The following is a 13519-nucleotide window of genomic DNA, read 5'->3' as shown; positions in this document are numbered from 1 at the left end:
AACCTGTGCAAGTCAGGCGGCGTACCCTGCCGAACACATCTTGATCCAGAGGAATACCAAAAAATGTACCAGAACGCACTCGAAGGGATCGCCGAGCCTCGAGGTGGCGTCGCTTCCGCCAACCGGCACGCCGGAGGGAATACAGAGAGCCCCTTCGTTTCCTGGACCACGGACTACGAGGGCGTAGCACTGGCGGAAAGTCAGACAAGAAACGGGCCTGGCGTCGTCATGAGGATCCCCAACGCCGATGGCATATCGTACCAACGCGTTTCAGGAATCACGTATTCTTATCCAGAGGATGAGGTGACCATACTGGGGACGATCACAGGGGCAGATGTAAGCGTCGGAGGTGGGCCATGGAGATCGACAACATAATAGAAGTGGCGAAGGATGCAATCAGGCGTGGCGTGGCCGATGAGTCACTTCTCCGCATTGCAGAATCCGCCACGAGTGCGACGGGAGGACCAGTCTCCAGAGACAGCCTTCTCCACATTTACAGAAGGAGGAGAAGATATACCGGCGGTAACGAACTACTCGCGCAGCAGACCGAAGAACTGATTTCCTTCCTCGAAGGCCATACCGCCGACGACCTGCTCATGATCGAAATACTCGACCATGAGGGCGCCTCCAGACTTTTCCTCGGGACCGCCGATGGGCCGAAGATCCTCCATTGGATGCGAATGTGCGATCCTCATACAGGTCGGCGACCCACGGAGCAGCAACAATCCTCGGGACAGATTCCGGGACAGATTCCGGGGCAGAACTGAGAGTCGAATGGGCAAGGGCAACTCCGTTTCACAGAGATGGAATCTTTCGCACTTATATAAGACGACGGAACACGCCGCTTTAAATGAACTACTCCCAGCAAACGGAAGTGTTTATCCCATTTTCTCCAAGGATGCACCGGCGACGACCCTGGATTTGCAGGGCCGGCTAGTAGAGTTCGACTTCCCAGCTCTCAAGTTCCGGTTCACCCTCGGGCCATTTCCCCGTGCAATACCGGTAGATCCACAGTGCCGCTCGTCGCTCGGCGTACTTCTCGTTGACAGGTTCACCCTCGTCGTCGAGTTCCAGGACGTTGCAGAAAATCGCGAACAACGTTTCCATCTGGCTCGCCGACTCACGCAGGTCGTCCCAATAGTCGATTCCGTCGAGAAGCGGATGACCTACCGACCCGCGGGCAACCCAGCCGGAAAACCGTCGCAGCGCACCGGATGCACCGTGCGAAAGATTTGTGGGCATCCCCGGACTCTATCCACCGGATACGCCGGCGATCCGTTCCCCCGGCGGCCGGTTCCGGCCGCCACCCGCCTGTGCCTGCAGTAGCCGGGAAGGTTCAGCGCCGCCAGAACAGGTGGTGGATGATGCCGCTGGTGCTGGGCACGACCTCGTGGTGGAACCGGCCGCGCAGGTCGTCCGGTGACTCCCACAGCCGCAGCCCCGCACCGAACGTCACGGGTGACACCGCCACGTGCAGGGTGTCGACGAGGTCGGCGTCGAGAAACTCCCGGATGGTGGTGACGCCACCGCCGAGCCGCACGTCCTTGCCCTGCGCGGCGGCCTTCGCCTGCTCGAGTACCGCGGCGGGTTCACCGCCGACGAAGTGGAAGGTCGTGTCGGAGAGCGTGATGGACGGGCGCGGGTAGTGGGTCAGGACGAAAACCGGGGTACGGAACGGCGGTTCATCGCCCCACCAGCCCTGCCAGTCGAGGTTCTCCCACTCACCGCGCTGGGGTCCGAACTTGTTGCGACCCATGATCTCTGCACCGATGTTGCGTGAGAAGTCGCGGGCGAAGTAGTCGTCGAGTCCGCGTGTTCCGCCCGGGTCGGTGCGGTTCGGCCAGCTCGCGGTCGCACCGGCCCAGGACATCAGTTCGCCGTGGTCGAGACCGAACGGGGACTCGAAACTCTGATGCTCGCCGGCAGCGATGCCGTCGCTGGAGATTGTAAAGTTCTGAACTTTGAGCAGCTGCGTCATGGGGACTCCGGGAGTCGAGGATCGGTACTGAAATTCTGCACCTCGACTGCCGGAATCTCATCGCAACGGCCGATGTCACGGCGATACTGCCCCGAGAACCTCGAGCACCACGGTAGCCGAACCGGCGATCACGTTTCGTCTCCGAGCTCGGTCCACACTTGTTCCCTTTTCGCCGCGATCTCGGTGCGGCGGGCTTCGCCGAGCTGGGCGCGGTGAGGGCTTGGATCACTTCCTCGGGTGGATATCGCCTCCGGGTTCGCGACTCGGAGGGCTTTCGACTTCTCGACGTGAGCTTTGGCCATACCCAGCACGGACATGCTGTGCAATACAGCTCTCTCACGATCTCTTCAAGAAGGGCCGAGCCGGTTACTCAGCGAGAATTTCCTGGCGGTACCGCTGTCAGCGGTGCTGGTACCGTCGTTGGTTCCTGGCGTCCCGCCCGAGATGTTGCGGCCCGAGCGCGAGTACCACCGTCGCCGCAACCCTCCCCCATCAACATTGTTATGTGCCGCAGAACGTTCGGAATTCGTCGGTGAACGCCTGCGGGGCAGCGCCAGCGTACTGCGACCATCCGACACGACGTTCGAACGGATGAGTCACCACGTCCAGCAGTGCCCGGAACGGCGTCAGATCGCCGTCGGTCGCCGCGCGCAGCGCAGCGTCGAGCTGATGGTTGCGCGGAATGTAGTCGGATTGATCGTGTCCATCGCCTCGGCGGTTTCGGGTTCGTTCCTCCCCTGCGTCGCCAGCGCATTCCGCCACCTCTCGAGCCACGCGGCGATGTGCTCGCGGGAGACCAGGGCTTCGAGTGTTGCTGGATTGCCGCGCAGTTCGTCGGCAAGGGCACGGAAGGTGCCCGTCCAGTCCATGCGGTGTCGCGCCATCAGGGCGAGCAGATCATCGATCAGTGCCCCGTCGACGATCTCGGTCAGGCCGAGTTTGGCCGACGTCCCCGTGGTGTAGTGATGGTCGTAGCGTTCGTCGAACGCGTTGAGCACGGCCGTCGCTGCGGCTACCGCGTCGTCGGGCGTCGGATCGAACAGCGGCAGCAGGGTTTCGGCGAACCGCGCCAGGTCCCATTTCAGGACGGCGGGCTGGTTGCCGAACGCATAACGGCCGCTGTGGTCGATGGAACAACGCCGCCGACAAGTGATACGCGTCGAGGAAGGCGCACGGGCCGTAATCGATGGTCTCCCCCGAAATGGTCGTGTTGTCGGTGTTCATCACGCCGTGCACCAAACCGACGAGCATCCACTGCGCCACCAGCGACGCCTGCGCCTCGACCACAGCGTCACCGCGCTGCACGACGCCGGCGCCACCGTGACCGTCGAAGTCGGCGCGCTCAAGGAACGCCAGGTAGCGGTTCCCCTCCCCCGGTTCCGGTCGTTCGGCCAGGTGCGGGTAGTGCCGGGTGATCGCGTAGTCGGCGAGCGTGCGCACGATGTCGCCCTGGCGGGCCGCCAGTTCGAAGGTTCCTACCCGCAGGTGGCTCGAGGCGATCCGGGCGAGCACCGCACCCGGTTCGACGCCGTCGCGGTGGACCGGGCGGCCGGTGGCGACCACTGACAGGGACCGCGTCGTGGGGATGCCGAGGGCATGCATGGCTTCGCTGACGAGGTATTCGCGCAGCATCGGACCGACCACCGCGAACCCGTCGCCGCCTGTGGGCCCGGAACCCTTGAGGTGCAGGTCCACCCGCTGGCCGTCGGTGCCGACGAGTTCGCCGAGCAGCAGTGCGCGGCCGTCGCCGAGGAGCGGGGCGTACCCGCCGAACTGGTGACCCGCGTAGGCCATCGCGACCGGGGTTGTATCGGCCGGTGCCGCGGCCCCGGACAGGACAGCGATCCCCTCGTCGGTGCGCAGCACGTTCACCGCCAACCCGAGCGAGGCCGCGAGATTCTCGTTGAGCGCGAGCAGGGCCGGGTCCGGGGCCTCCACGCCGTGCCACGGCACGGTCAGCCCAGGGACTTCCTCGGTGAAGGTGTTCTCGAAACCGAGCGCCACCGTGGGCGTGTGTGCCGAGGAATCCGGTATTGCTGCCATCCTCCGAGAGTAGCCATCGTGCAGGCAGGTTCCGTGGGCACCGTTGTGCCGTCGGCCGATGCGGTCATGAGCGAGCAGTTCACGACTGACGTCGTTCGGCGGCGGCGATCTTCCAGTGGTAGCCGTCGGGGTCGGTGAAGTGCCCGGCGTACTCGCCCTGGCCGGTCGGGGATCCTGTGGCCGTGACTCGGCCGCCGGAGGAGTGGGCGGCGGCGAGCAGCGCGTCGACGTCGTCGCGTGATGCGGCGGTGTGTGTGAGAACGAGGGTGCCGGCGCCGTCGCCGTGCTCGTCGACACCCGCGTCTTTGGCGAGGGCTTTGCGGGACAACAGGCCCAGTCGGCTCCCGCCGCCGGCGATCGTGAAGTCGACGAACTTGTTGCCGTAGTCGCGGTCGGTGCGCATGCCCAGCGCCTCGTAGAACACCTTGGATGCCTTCGGCTTCGCGACGCCGAGGAAGACGGCGGTTTCGGTCGGCTTCGGAACGGTCGGGATGCGATCGGTGTCCTTCTTGGAGGCGGCGGTCAGCTTCCAGACGGCCCCGTCCGGCGCCTGGTAGACGGCGGTGAACTCGCCGAACAGCCCCTTCTTCGCCGGCTTGACGACCGCCGCCCCGTTGGCGGTGGCGGCATCGAGTAGAGCCTTGACCTCGGCGGGTTGGCTGACGATCGTCGACAGGACGTAGCCAAGGAATCCGGAGGACTTCAGAGGTGTACCGGTGCCGGTGGCGAGTGCGTCGAGTGGGTGGAGGGCGAGCTGCCCGGTGCCGTGAAGGTCCAGGACGGCGGTGTGGCCGTCGTCGTCGGTGGTGGGGGTCGAGAACGTCGACGTGTAGGACGTGTAGAAGGTTCGTGCAGCTTCCACCTGCGGTACGCCGATGGTGATGATGTCGAGTGCGAGAGCCACGGAGTGTCTCCTTCGTGTCGAGGGGTCCGCCGAACCGGCGGTCGCGGTCGTGTGGCCGGCCCGCTCAGGTCAGCTGATTGACGCGAATGAGGTTGCCGGCGGGATCACGGAAGGCGCAGTCGCGGACGCCGTAGTCCTGGTCGATGGGTTCTTGGACGACATCGGCGCCGGCAGCCTCGAGGCGGGCGTAGAGCCCGTCGAGGTCGTCGGTGGCCAGGGTGACGGCGGTGTAGGCGCCCTTGGCGATGAGCTCCAGGATGGTGCGGCGTTCCTCGTCGGTGATGCCCGGATCGGCGGCGGGAGGGTGCAGCACGATGGAGGTGCCGGGTTGGCCGACAGGTCCGACGGTGATCCAGCGCATGTCTTCGTAGCCGACGTCCTTGCGGACCTCGAAGCCCAGGGTGTCGCGGTAGAAGCCCAGGGCGGCCTCGGCATCGGTGTGCGGGAGGAAGGTGTAGTGAATGGTGATGTTCATGGCCATCACGCTAAGCGCACCTACCGGCCGCGCGCTTCTCGATTCCTGACCGGTCTGGTCACCTGCTTGGCCAGGCACGGAGGGATTCCCGCCCCAGCTCGGGAGTGGTCTCGGCGGTAGACGCTCGGCGGGACACCGACGAGTTCCGTGAATCTGGTGCTGAAGGTGCCCAGCGAAGTGCAGCCGACCGCGAAGCAGACTTCGGTGACGCTGAGGTCTCCGCGCCGAATCAGCGTCATCGCCCGTTCTATCCGTCGGGTCATCAGGTAGGAGTACGGGGACTCGCCGTAGACGCGGCGGAACTCTCGACTCAGGTGCCCGACCGACATGTGGGCGCCGAGAGCGAGGGTTTCGACATTCAGCGGCTTGGCGTACTCGCGATCGATCCGGTCGCGGACGCGACGCATCGCAGCGATGTCGCGCAAACGTCGTTCCTCCGCACCCCCAGGTCTCATACGCGGCATCGTTCCATCCGCGACCGCCGTGCGCAGAGAGAAGCGTCAGGACTGCTGCAATCGGGCCCTCACGACCGGTGGATCCGCCTCGGCTCATCCACGGCCGCACGGGCACCTGCTTCGTCGCCCAGCCGCTCGGCCAAGGTGTGCCGAGCCAGGCCCAGAGGCAGAGCCGCGGAGAACTTCAGTCCGGACACAGCGTTCGCCGCGACCTCCGGCGCCCGCCACGTTACATTCGCGACCGCTGCGGTCACGTCACGGGGACCGATGCCCGGCAGCAGACGCAAGGACTTCTCGTCGATGCGCTGCCGGGGATCGATCAGGGTCGGCAGGGACGCCTGCAGGGTTCGGTTCGCGGCGGTGCCGGCCCAGGTCCACCACCGCCCGCTGTCCTCGGACGGAAGGACGACGACGGCCGCTTCCTGATCGATCGCGGGCTCGTACCCGGACCGCAGCTCCGCGAGGGTGGCCTGCGCGCGACGGGTCAGGGTGACGCCGGGTGGCGTCTCGCCGAGCAGCACCGAGCGCATTCCCTGGGCGATCGCGTAGGACACGCCACCACCCAATCCCGACCACTTGGCTTTGCCGCCGGAGTCGACGGGTTCGACAAAGCAGCGTCGACGCGGCCAGTCCACGTGGGTGACCTTCCAGGACCGGCCGCCGAGCAGGAGCACTCGTGGACCCTCGACCTCCTCGACCAACAGGTCGGTGCCGACGGTGCCGACCTCGTTGCGTCCGGCGAGCACGGTGAATTCCGGTGGTGCGCTGAACACGGCGGTCAGGTCGGAGAAGTAGCGTCGGTCGAACCGCCGTTCGGCTTCCGGTCCGATGTGCAGGAATCCGCCGTCGCGTTCGAAATAGCCCTCGGCACACAGGAACTGCAGGATGTCCTCAGCAGTGTCGTCGAAGATCGGCAGACTCCCCCACCAGTTCCGCCACGTCGCGGCGCCGATCCGGTGTTCCTGCAGGCACAGTGCCATCAGCTGTTGCGCGGCGATGTGCCGCGGGGAGGGCGGCGGGATGATCGGCTCGATCCAGCCGCGCGCCCAGCGGTCCAGCATGCCGAGCGCGAGCAGTTCCTGTTCGTCGTCGAGGCACAGGAACAGGCAATTGTGGGCCGTGCCCACTCGGCGACCGGTGCGGCCGAGTCGTTGCAGGAACGACGCGACGGTGCGGGGCGCACCGATCTGGATGACACGGTCGAGGTCTCCGACGTCGATGCCGAGCTCGAGGGTGGAGGTGGCGACGATGACGGTGTCGCGGGCTTCGGCGAACGCTGCTTCGGACTGGCGGCGTTCGGCGGCGGACAGCGACGAATGGGAGAGGAAGGTGGTCACGCCACGTTCGCGCAGTGCAGCGCCGAGTTCTTCGGCGCGGCGGCGAGAGTCGACGAACACCAGTCGCTTCTCCCCCTGGTGGAGGGACGCGATGACGGTCGCGGCGTTGGCAACGGATCCGACGTAGTCGACGGTGATATCCGGCGGGGTCGCGGGACCGTCGACCGAAGGCGCAACAACCCGCTTGGTGCGTGTGGTGAATCCGCCCTGCAGCCAGGACAGCAACTCGTCCGGGTTGCCGACGGTCGCGGACAGTCCGATGCGTTGAATGTCTCGCCCGGCGACGCGCGCCAGCCGTTCGAGGACCGCGAGCAGGTGCCAGCCTCGGTCGTCGCCGGCGAACGCGTGCACTTCGTCGACGACGACGGCGCGCAGCCCGGCGAACAGGACCCGCGGATCCACCTTGGTGGACACCAGCATCGCTTCGAGCGATTCGGGGGTGGTGAGCAGAATGTCGGGACGGTCCCGCAGAATCCGTTGACGTGTGGATTGTCCGACGTCACCGTGCCACACGGCGGCGTTGCGGCCGAGCCATTGGGCGTAGTCGTGCAGGCGTGGCTGCAGGTTGTTCAGCAGCGCGCGCAGCGGGCATATGTAGAGGACGGACACGCCCTGCCAGTCCTGCTCGGCCATCGCCGACAGCAGCGGAAACGCGGCAGCTTCGGTCTTCCCTCCGGCAGTGGGGGCGAGCACGAGTGCGTCCTCGCCGGCGAGGATGGGTGCGACCGCGGCGGCTTGGGTGGGCCGGAGCCCGTTCCAGCGCAGGGTGTTCGCGAGGTGATACTGGACTCCCGGATGCAGCAGGGCGAAGGCGTCGTCGGTCACGAATCGAACCGCATGCTCACATAGTGGTCGGACACCCTGTCGATCATTCGCGGCGGAAAGGGGCAGAGCAAATTCACGACGCGGCAGCGCTAGCGTATGCGCTAGCATTTAAGGGTGACCAAGGTCGACAAGATTCGTGCGGCGATCGCACGCAATCCGCAAGCGGTGCGGTACGACGACTTGCATCGACTGTGCGTCGAAGTCTTCGGTCAACCGCGGCAGGCCGGGACCAGTCACGCTGTGTTTCGAACGCCCTGGCCCGGCGACCCTCGGGTGAATATCCAGCGAGGAAAGCACGGGGAGGCAAAGCCGTACCAGGTCAAGCAGGTTCTTGCCGCGATCAAGAAGATGGAGGAGGAGTCATGAGCAGACCGGATGCACGTCACTACAGCTACCGGGTGCAGTGGTCGCCGGACGACGGCGAACACGTCGCGACCGTTCTGGAATTCCCGAGCCTGTCCTGGCTCGACGCAAAGCAGGGCCGAGCGTTGGAGGGTCTCGTCCAGCTTGTCGACGACGTCATCGACGAACTGATCGCCAACAAGGAGAAGGTCCCGGAGCCCTTCTCGGAGCGTTCCTACAGCGGCACGATCTATGTCCGCACCTCGGCCGAACTACATCGACGGCTCGCGATCGAGGCCGCGGAACGGCACGTCTCTCTCAACCAACTTGCGGTGCAGCGACTGACCAGCGCGTAGACCGGCCGACCGGCCTGATCCCGAGATCATCACCGCTACCCGGAAGAATCCTTCTTTCCACGCCTCCGCGGTACCCAATCCAGAACTCCGCCGACGACGTTGTCACCCTCACGGTGACCCCACGTCGGTGTCCCGCGTCCAACAGAATCGACCCATTGAGGCAGAGCAGGGCTAAGACGTGCCCACAAGGATCATCGAGTGGGCGGCTCGAATGCGTCCCTCAAAGCGGAACGGAGTTCGTCGCGGCGGCCGGGCTGGTTAATGCCCGGAGGCGACGGCGACGGTCCGAAAACAACTCGTGTTCCCGGCGTGACAGCACCGAACGAGTGAGCTCTCCAACCGTCTCGAACCTTCGCACCCAATACGAGGACGGTCTTGGGATGGCGAATTAGATCGACGAAGGCCCGGAAGTCTTCACGCCCTCTGACGAACTCATCGTCGTCCGGATCGAACTTGTCAATCGGGAACGGACAGATGTTCCAAGCCACGCAGCGACGCCTGTCGATTCCCAGCTCACGGAACAAATCAAACAACGTGGCGGCCACCCTGTCGTCGTTGTCCAGCGAAATCAATCGGGCAGGTCCCCGATCCGGATCTGCATCCGCTTGAGGAGCCTTGAGCAACAGAATGACGTCCGCATCGACACCTCCGTACGTCGGATCGAGGTAAGGAAGGCGATCGGTGCACTTCTCGCGTTCGCTGATGCGCCAAACCAAACGATTCAGCTCGACAACTGACGGCGCTACCTTCGCTTGCTGTATCCGCTGCAAGCGGAGTGCGTCGTCCTTCAGCGCGCGAGCGCTACTTGGATATCCGGGACTACTCATCGCGTCGCAGCGTACTCGACGCCGCGAGAGTTTCGCCCAGGGTCGTCCAATGGACACGCGCAGGGCCTGCCACGCAATTGGCAGGTGTACGAGCAGGTTCCGAGTCCGACTGTTGTCACGCCCTTCGAGCCACAGTGGGCTCAGATGTTCCGCGACACAAACAAGCCGAACGTCACAAATCCAGTTCGACGTCGTCCGCCGACACGGTTTCGCGTTCGGCGTCGGACAGCTCTGAGTCCCCGATCTTAACCTCGTAGTCGTTGTACGGGTCGAAATCGGGATGCAGTTCGATGACGTCGAGCACGTCGACGAGTTTGCGCAGGAACAACCGCGGCGCGATCCCGACACGTCCCCCGAGCCCACCGGAGACCGCGGCGGCGAAGCAGCGCAGGAACTCGTCGTCGGCGACTCCGCGAACCCGGTCCGCGGAGTCGATTCCGCTGCAGAACAATTCGCGCACCCGTCCGCCCAGTTCGACGAGCCGGTCCAGGTCGAAGCCGGTCAGGCGCAGTTGCGGCGCGCGGGGGTTGTCGAAACGCGGGTCGCGGGAGAAATCGGTGTGCAGCCGGTCCGCGAGCGGCGGCAGCAGCTGAATGCCCTGGCGGCCTTCGAAGAACGCGGGGGTGCCGGTGATGAGTAGATACAGGCCCGGGAAGTGTCCGTCGTGGACCTCGTCGACGAGTTGCCGCAACGCGTTCAACGCCTTCGCGCGAGCATCGGACCGGACCCGTTGCAGGGTTTCGACCTCGTCGAGCACGAGCAGCAACCCGGCGTTCCCGGCGTCGGCAAGAACTGCGAGCAGGCCGCGGAGGAATCCGAGGGCGAGGAAGTGGTCGAGGTCGCCCTTGATACCGGCGCGACGCTTGACCGCGGCCGCGACGTGCGGTTGCCCGCCGAGCCACGCGACGAGGCCGTCGGCGCCGTCGTTGTCGCCGTCGGCGATCATCCGCCGGTACGCGCGGATCGCCATCGGGAATACCGGCGCGCGGGTGGCGACGTCGGCGAGACGCCGTTCGAGCAGCTCGTCGACGGTCACGCCCTGTTGCGCGGCGTCGTCCTCGATGGTGAACAGCCATGCGTCGAGGATCGGCCGTAGCGCGGACGGCGGGATCGACGCGGTGCGCAGCGATTCGATGCTGCCCCGGTACACCGTTTCGAGTTTGTGCAGCGGCGTGTCGATCTCGTTGATCTGCACCTCGGCGACCGCGAAACCGCGTTTCATCGCGCGGTCGGCGAGCCAGCGGGCGAAGAACGTCTTGCCGGAGCCGTAGTCGCCGCGCACCGCCTTGAACATCGCGCCGCCCCCGGCGACCACGGACAGTTCCGCGTCGAGTTCGGTTTCGAAACGGCCCAGCCCGACGGCGAGCTGGTCGAGACCGTTGGACGGGACGGTACCGCGACGCAGCGCGTCGAGGATCTCCCGACGTCGACGCGGCGAAACCGACGCTGTCACGACCCGATCCCGAACTGCTCCCGCACCGCCGCTTCGTCAAGTCCGACGACACCACCGTCGAGCAGCAGCACCTCGTAGCCCTCGACGTCGAGCACCCGCTTGATCTGAAGCAGCGCACCGCCGACACGCGCCGGCGCGATACCGAGCAGGCTCGCGGCCTGCGCGGTGGTCAGTTCCCGCGCCGGTGCCGCGAGCAGCGCGGCGAGCAATGCGCGGATCTGCTCGGGCTCCACCACGATTCGTCCGGCGAGCCGCCGCTGATCGGCGAACACCGCGGTGGCGATCACCTGGTCGGCGAGGTTCACGACTGCGGGGGCCGGTTCGTCGGCGTCGAACAGGGTGGGTGCCACCTGCTTCTTGGGCACAGGCGACTCCGGTGGCGCCGTGGATGCCTCGATCTGCACGGGTGCATACCACCACCGAGGCTCGACGGGATCGAGCGCGGTGAGGGTGGCCGGGCGTTCCCCGGTGTGGAACGCGAGGACCGGCACGAGCACCTCGGCGGGACTCGCACCCCCGTGGTAGCCGGCGTTGACCGGTCCGTAGCGAACGGTCTCGTCGACGGCGAGCACCACCGTCCGGCTGTCGGTGAGCACCCGCGGCCCACGGACCACGATCTCCCCGTCCTCGACGCGGGCGAGGTCGCCGTGGGCGCGCTGCCCGTACAGATTCGCGCGGTCGTGTTTGACGCTGATGCGCCGTTCGATGATGTGGCCGTGATCGGACGTGACGATCACCGCACGACCGGCGCGCTGCGCGGCCTGCAGCAGCGCCCGCAGGTGGGTGATGGTGCCGAGGCCCCAATCGGTTCCGCCGGGGTCTGTGTGGTGAAGGGTGTCGTCGACGAAGTTGAGCACCGCCGCGACGAGCGGACGGCCCGCGGTGTCGGCGATGGCGTTGGCAACCTCGGTGGCCAGGTCGGCGCCCGCGGGCACGGTGTCGAGCGCCTTCTTGTGGAAGATCGGATCGGGGCGGCCGAGTGCCGCTTCCAATCCCGCCGCGCGCAGTGCATCGAGGAATCCGGCGCGTTCGACGGCGTCGTTTCCTTCCCGCAGGTCACCGGTCAGCAGAGAGCATCGGCTGCGCTGCGTCAGTGTGGGTAGCACCGCCAGCGCGCCGGTCCGGCGGGAGGTGCCGAGCACCGCGGCTTCGCTCCATCCGTGTTCGGTTGCGGCGTCGGCGAGTTCGGTGGCCGCCGCGACCGACAGAGCATCGACGACGAGCAGCAACGTAGGCCGGGTTTTCGCGAGCGGGAACACGACGGTGCGCAGCAGGTGTTCGACGACCGGTCCGGTCGGATTGGGGGTGTCGGCGAGCGCCGCGGCGAACCGCCCGTCGTGTTCGCGACGCCGCGCGGTGACGGCGTCGATGACGCGGGTGACGGCCTCGGCGAGCGCGCGGTGGTCGGTGCCACGATGCGCGGCGGCGAGTGCGGCGTCGACCCAGCCGTCCCCGTCGAGGTAGCGGCGGGTGTGGTCGTCCAGGTTCCCGCTGGTGGGGGTGTCGACGGCAAGCCAGCGCAGCAACCGCACAGTGGCTTCGGCGGCCCGGTAGGACGACGAGGCGCGCACGGACAAATGTTGCAACGTCCGCTGCCATGCGCTTTCGACGGCGTCGAGACCGCCCGGCACGGCAACGGCGATGGCTTGTGCGAGCTCGTCGAGTCGGGCGGTGAGGCCCTGCGGGAGCAGCTCGGAGCGACCCGCAATATCGTCGATGCCCAGCTCACGCACGTGGACCGCGGCCGACTCGAGAATCGCCCGTCGATCATTGTCGGCGTCCATCAGGATGACGAATCCCGAAGTGTCGTCGTTCCAGGCGACGAGATCGTCGGCGGTGAGGTCGGTCAGTCCGAAGGTGCCGAGGAACTTGCCCAATGCGAGGGCACTGTCGGATCCCGCGAACAGACCTGCGATCAGCCCGAGCGGGACGAGATCGGCGATGCGTCCGCTCTTGAGCAGTGCGGCAACGGATTTGGCGAGCCGTCCGGCACGTTCGGCGATCCACGCGGACGTGGCGGCGACGAGTTCGGCGCTGCCGTCGGTGCGCAACCTGTCCAGTACGACGGCGATGCCGGACCGGCGGCTCCATTCGAGGACGACGAGCGTGTCGATCTCGGTGGCCGGGTCGTCGGTCATTCCCAGCGCGCCGCGCGCCACCGCCGCCATGGCGTGCGCGCGGGTGAGGACACCGCCGGGTGCCGGGGTGACCGCGGCGGTGGGGATCGCGGCGAGCAATCCCATCGCGAGGGCGCGGTCGTTCGGCACCCGTACATCACGGTGAAGGACAAGGCGCTTAACCAGACGTACCGGACGCTGTATTCGATCTGTCACCGCAAGTACGATCGACACGAACGACCGGGTCCACCGTGAGCCGCACGTCACCGCCGACGTGGGGCCGGAAGCGTTGGCCGAGATGGTCTATCGGAACATGGCGACCGGGCAGCGTTGAGGAAGGGGCCGAAGGCAAGCACAGGGACCCGTAGCATCTCCGCTCGGTTGGGCGCAGCCGCCACAAGGCGTCC

Annotated in this window: 12 protein-coding genes and 1 pseudogene; 3 read left to right on the top strand and 10 right to left on the bottom strand. The window is 66.4% G+C overall.

Translation table 11 applies throughout. The features are described 5' to 3' along the window. The first annotated feature begins 356 nt into the window (after nt 1-356). Nucleotides 357-767 (top strand): hypothetical protein, encoded by a 411-nt coding sequence (locus tag A8G15_RS30625; protein ID WP_156665390.1) that lies wholly within the window; start codon nt 357-359, stop codon nt 765-767. A 166-nt stretch (nt 768-933) separates the two neighbouring features. Here A8G15_RS30625 and A8G15_RS14010 read toward each other — a convergent pair whose 3' ends face one another. The 7 genes and pseudogenes from A8G15_RS14010 to A8G15_RS13980 form a co-directional block, all read right to left on the bottom strand. Further along, nucleotides 934-1242, bottom strand: a complete 309-nt coding sequence (locus tag A8G15_RS14010; RefSeq protein WP_068160339.1) for a DUF7677 family protein — start codon at nt 1240-1242, stop codon at nt 934-936. 94 nt (nt 1243-1336) lie between these two features. Continuing rightward, entirely contained in the window at nt 1337-1978 is a 642-nt protein-coding gene (locus A8G15_RS14005; protein WP_068160336.1) for a dihydrofolate reductase family protein, read from the bottom strand. 501 nt (nt 1979-2479) lie between these two features. After that, nucleotides 2480-4021, bottom strand: a pseudogene (locus tag A8G15_RS14000) (protein adenylyltransferase SelO). A 79-nt stretch (nt 4022-4100) separates the two neighbouring features. Next, nucleotides 4101-4925 carry a VOC family protein gene (locus tag A8G15_RS13995; protein ID WP_068160333.1) on the bottom strand — a complete coding sequence of 275 codons (825 nt, stop codon included), beginning with the start codon at nt 4923-4925 and terminating at the stop codon, nt 4101-4103. 64 nt (nt 4926-4989) lie between these two features. After that, on the bottom strand, nt 4990-5400 hold the full coding sequence (locus tag A8G15_RS13990) for a VOC family protein (RefSeq protein WP_068160351.1): 411 nt from the start codon (nt 5398-5400) through the stop codon (nt 4990-4992). A gap of 20 nt (nt 5401-5420) precedes the next feature. Next, nucleotides 5421-5855 carry a helix-turn-helix transcriptional regulator gene (locus tag A8G15_RS13985; protein ID WP_068160330.1) on the bottom strand — a complete coding sequence of 145 codons (435 nt, stop codon included), beginning with the start codon at nt 5853-5855 and terminating at the stop codon, nt 5421-5423. Nucleotides 5856-5923: 68 nt separating this feature from the next. Next, nucleotides 5924-8017: a DEAD/DEAH box helicase gene (locus A8G15_RS13980; RefSeq protein WP_068160328.1), complete on the bottom strand. Its 2094-nt coding sequence runs from the start codon at nt 8015-8017 to the stop codon at nt 5924-5926. A 114-nt stretch (nt 8018-8131) separates the two neighbouring features. Between A8G15_RS13980 and A8G15_RS13975 the strand changes: the two genes are divergently transcribed. Next, complete coding sequence (locus A8G15_RS13975; RefSeq protein ID WP_068160324.1) at nt 8132-8383, top strand: toxin HicA; 252 nt, start codon at nt 8132-8134, stop codon at nt 8381-8383. Next, on the top strand, nt 8380-8715 hold the full coding sequence (locus tag A8G15_RS13970; protein WP_068160321.1) for a type II toxin-antitoxin system HicB family antitoxin: 336 nt from the start codon (nt 8380-8382) through the stop codon (nt 8713-8715). Before A8G15_RS13975 ends, A8G15_RS13970 begins: the two co-directional genes overlap by 4 nt. A 191-nt stretch (nt 8716-8906) precedes the next feature. On the opposite strand, the gene A8G15_RS30620 is transcribed toward A8G15_RS13970, so the two are convergent. The 3 genes from A8G15_RS30620 to pglZ form a co-directional block, all read right to left on the bottom strand. Next, the gene (locus tag A8G15_RS30620; RefSeq protein ID WP_156665389.1) at nt 8907-9542 is read right to left on the bottom strand and encodes a uracil-DNA glycosylase family protein; all 636 of its coding nucleotides are present in this window, start codon (nt 9540-9542) and stop codon (nt 8907-8909) included. A gap of 172 nt (nt 9543-9714) precedes the next feature. Then, the gene (gene brxD / locus A8G15_RS13965) at nt 9715-10995 is read right to left on the bottom strand and encodes a BREX system ATP-binding protein BrxD (RefSeq protein WP_068160316.1); all 1281 of its coding nucleotides are present in this window, start codon (nt 10993-10995) and stop codon (nt 9715-9717) included. Then, entirely contained in the window at nt 10992-13262 is a 2271-nt protein-coding gene (gene pglZ / locus A8G15_RS13960; RefSeq protein WP_245687842.1) for a BREX-2 system phosphatase PglZ, read from the bottom strand. The genes brxD and pglZ overlap by 4 nt, the downstream gene beginning before the upstream one ends. Nucleotides 13263-13519: the final 257 nt, after the last annotated feature.

The organism is Rhodococcus phenolicus (assembly GCF_001646785.1).
GTDB classification, from domain to species: domain Bacteria; phylum Actinomycetota; class Actinomycetes; order Mycobacteriales; family Mycobacteriaceae; genus Rhodococcus; species Rhodococcus phenolicus.
The sequence above is the reverse complement of the archived record's forward strand: the minus strand, read 5'-3'. Positions and strand labels throughout refer to the sequence as shown.

Coding starts and splice junctions, on each gene's coding strand:
- A8G15_RS30625 (WP_156665390.1), top strand. CDS start 357: ATGGAGATCGACAACATAATAGAAGTGGCGAAGGATGCAATCAGGCGT.
- A8G15_RS14010 (WP_068160339.1), bottom strand. CDS start 1,242: ATGCCCACAAATCTTTCGCACGGTGCATCCGGTGCGCTGCGACGGTTT.
- A8G15_RS14005 (WP_068160336.1), bottom strand. CDS start 1,978: ATGACGCAGCTGCTCAAAGTTCAGAACTTTACAATCTCCAGCGACGGC.
- A8G15_RS13990 (WP_068160351.1), bottom strand. CDS start 5,400: ATGAACATCACCATTCACTACACCTTCCTCCCGCACACCGATGCCGAG.
- A8G15_RS13985 (WP_068160330.1), bottom strand. CDS start 5,855: ATGAGACCTGGGGGTGCGGAGGAACGACGTTTGCGCGACATCGCTGCG.
- A8G15_RS13970 (WP_068160321.1), top strand. CDS start 8,380: ATGAGCAGACCGGATGCACGTCACTACAGCTACCGGGTGCAGTGGTCG.
- A8G15_RS30620 (WP_156665389.1), bottom strand. CDS start 9,542: ATGAGTAGTCCCGGATATCCAAGTAGCGCTCGCGCGCTGAAGGACGAC.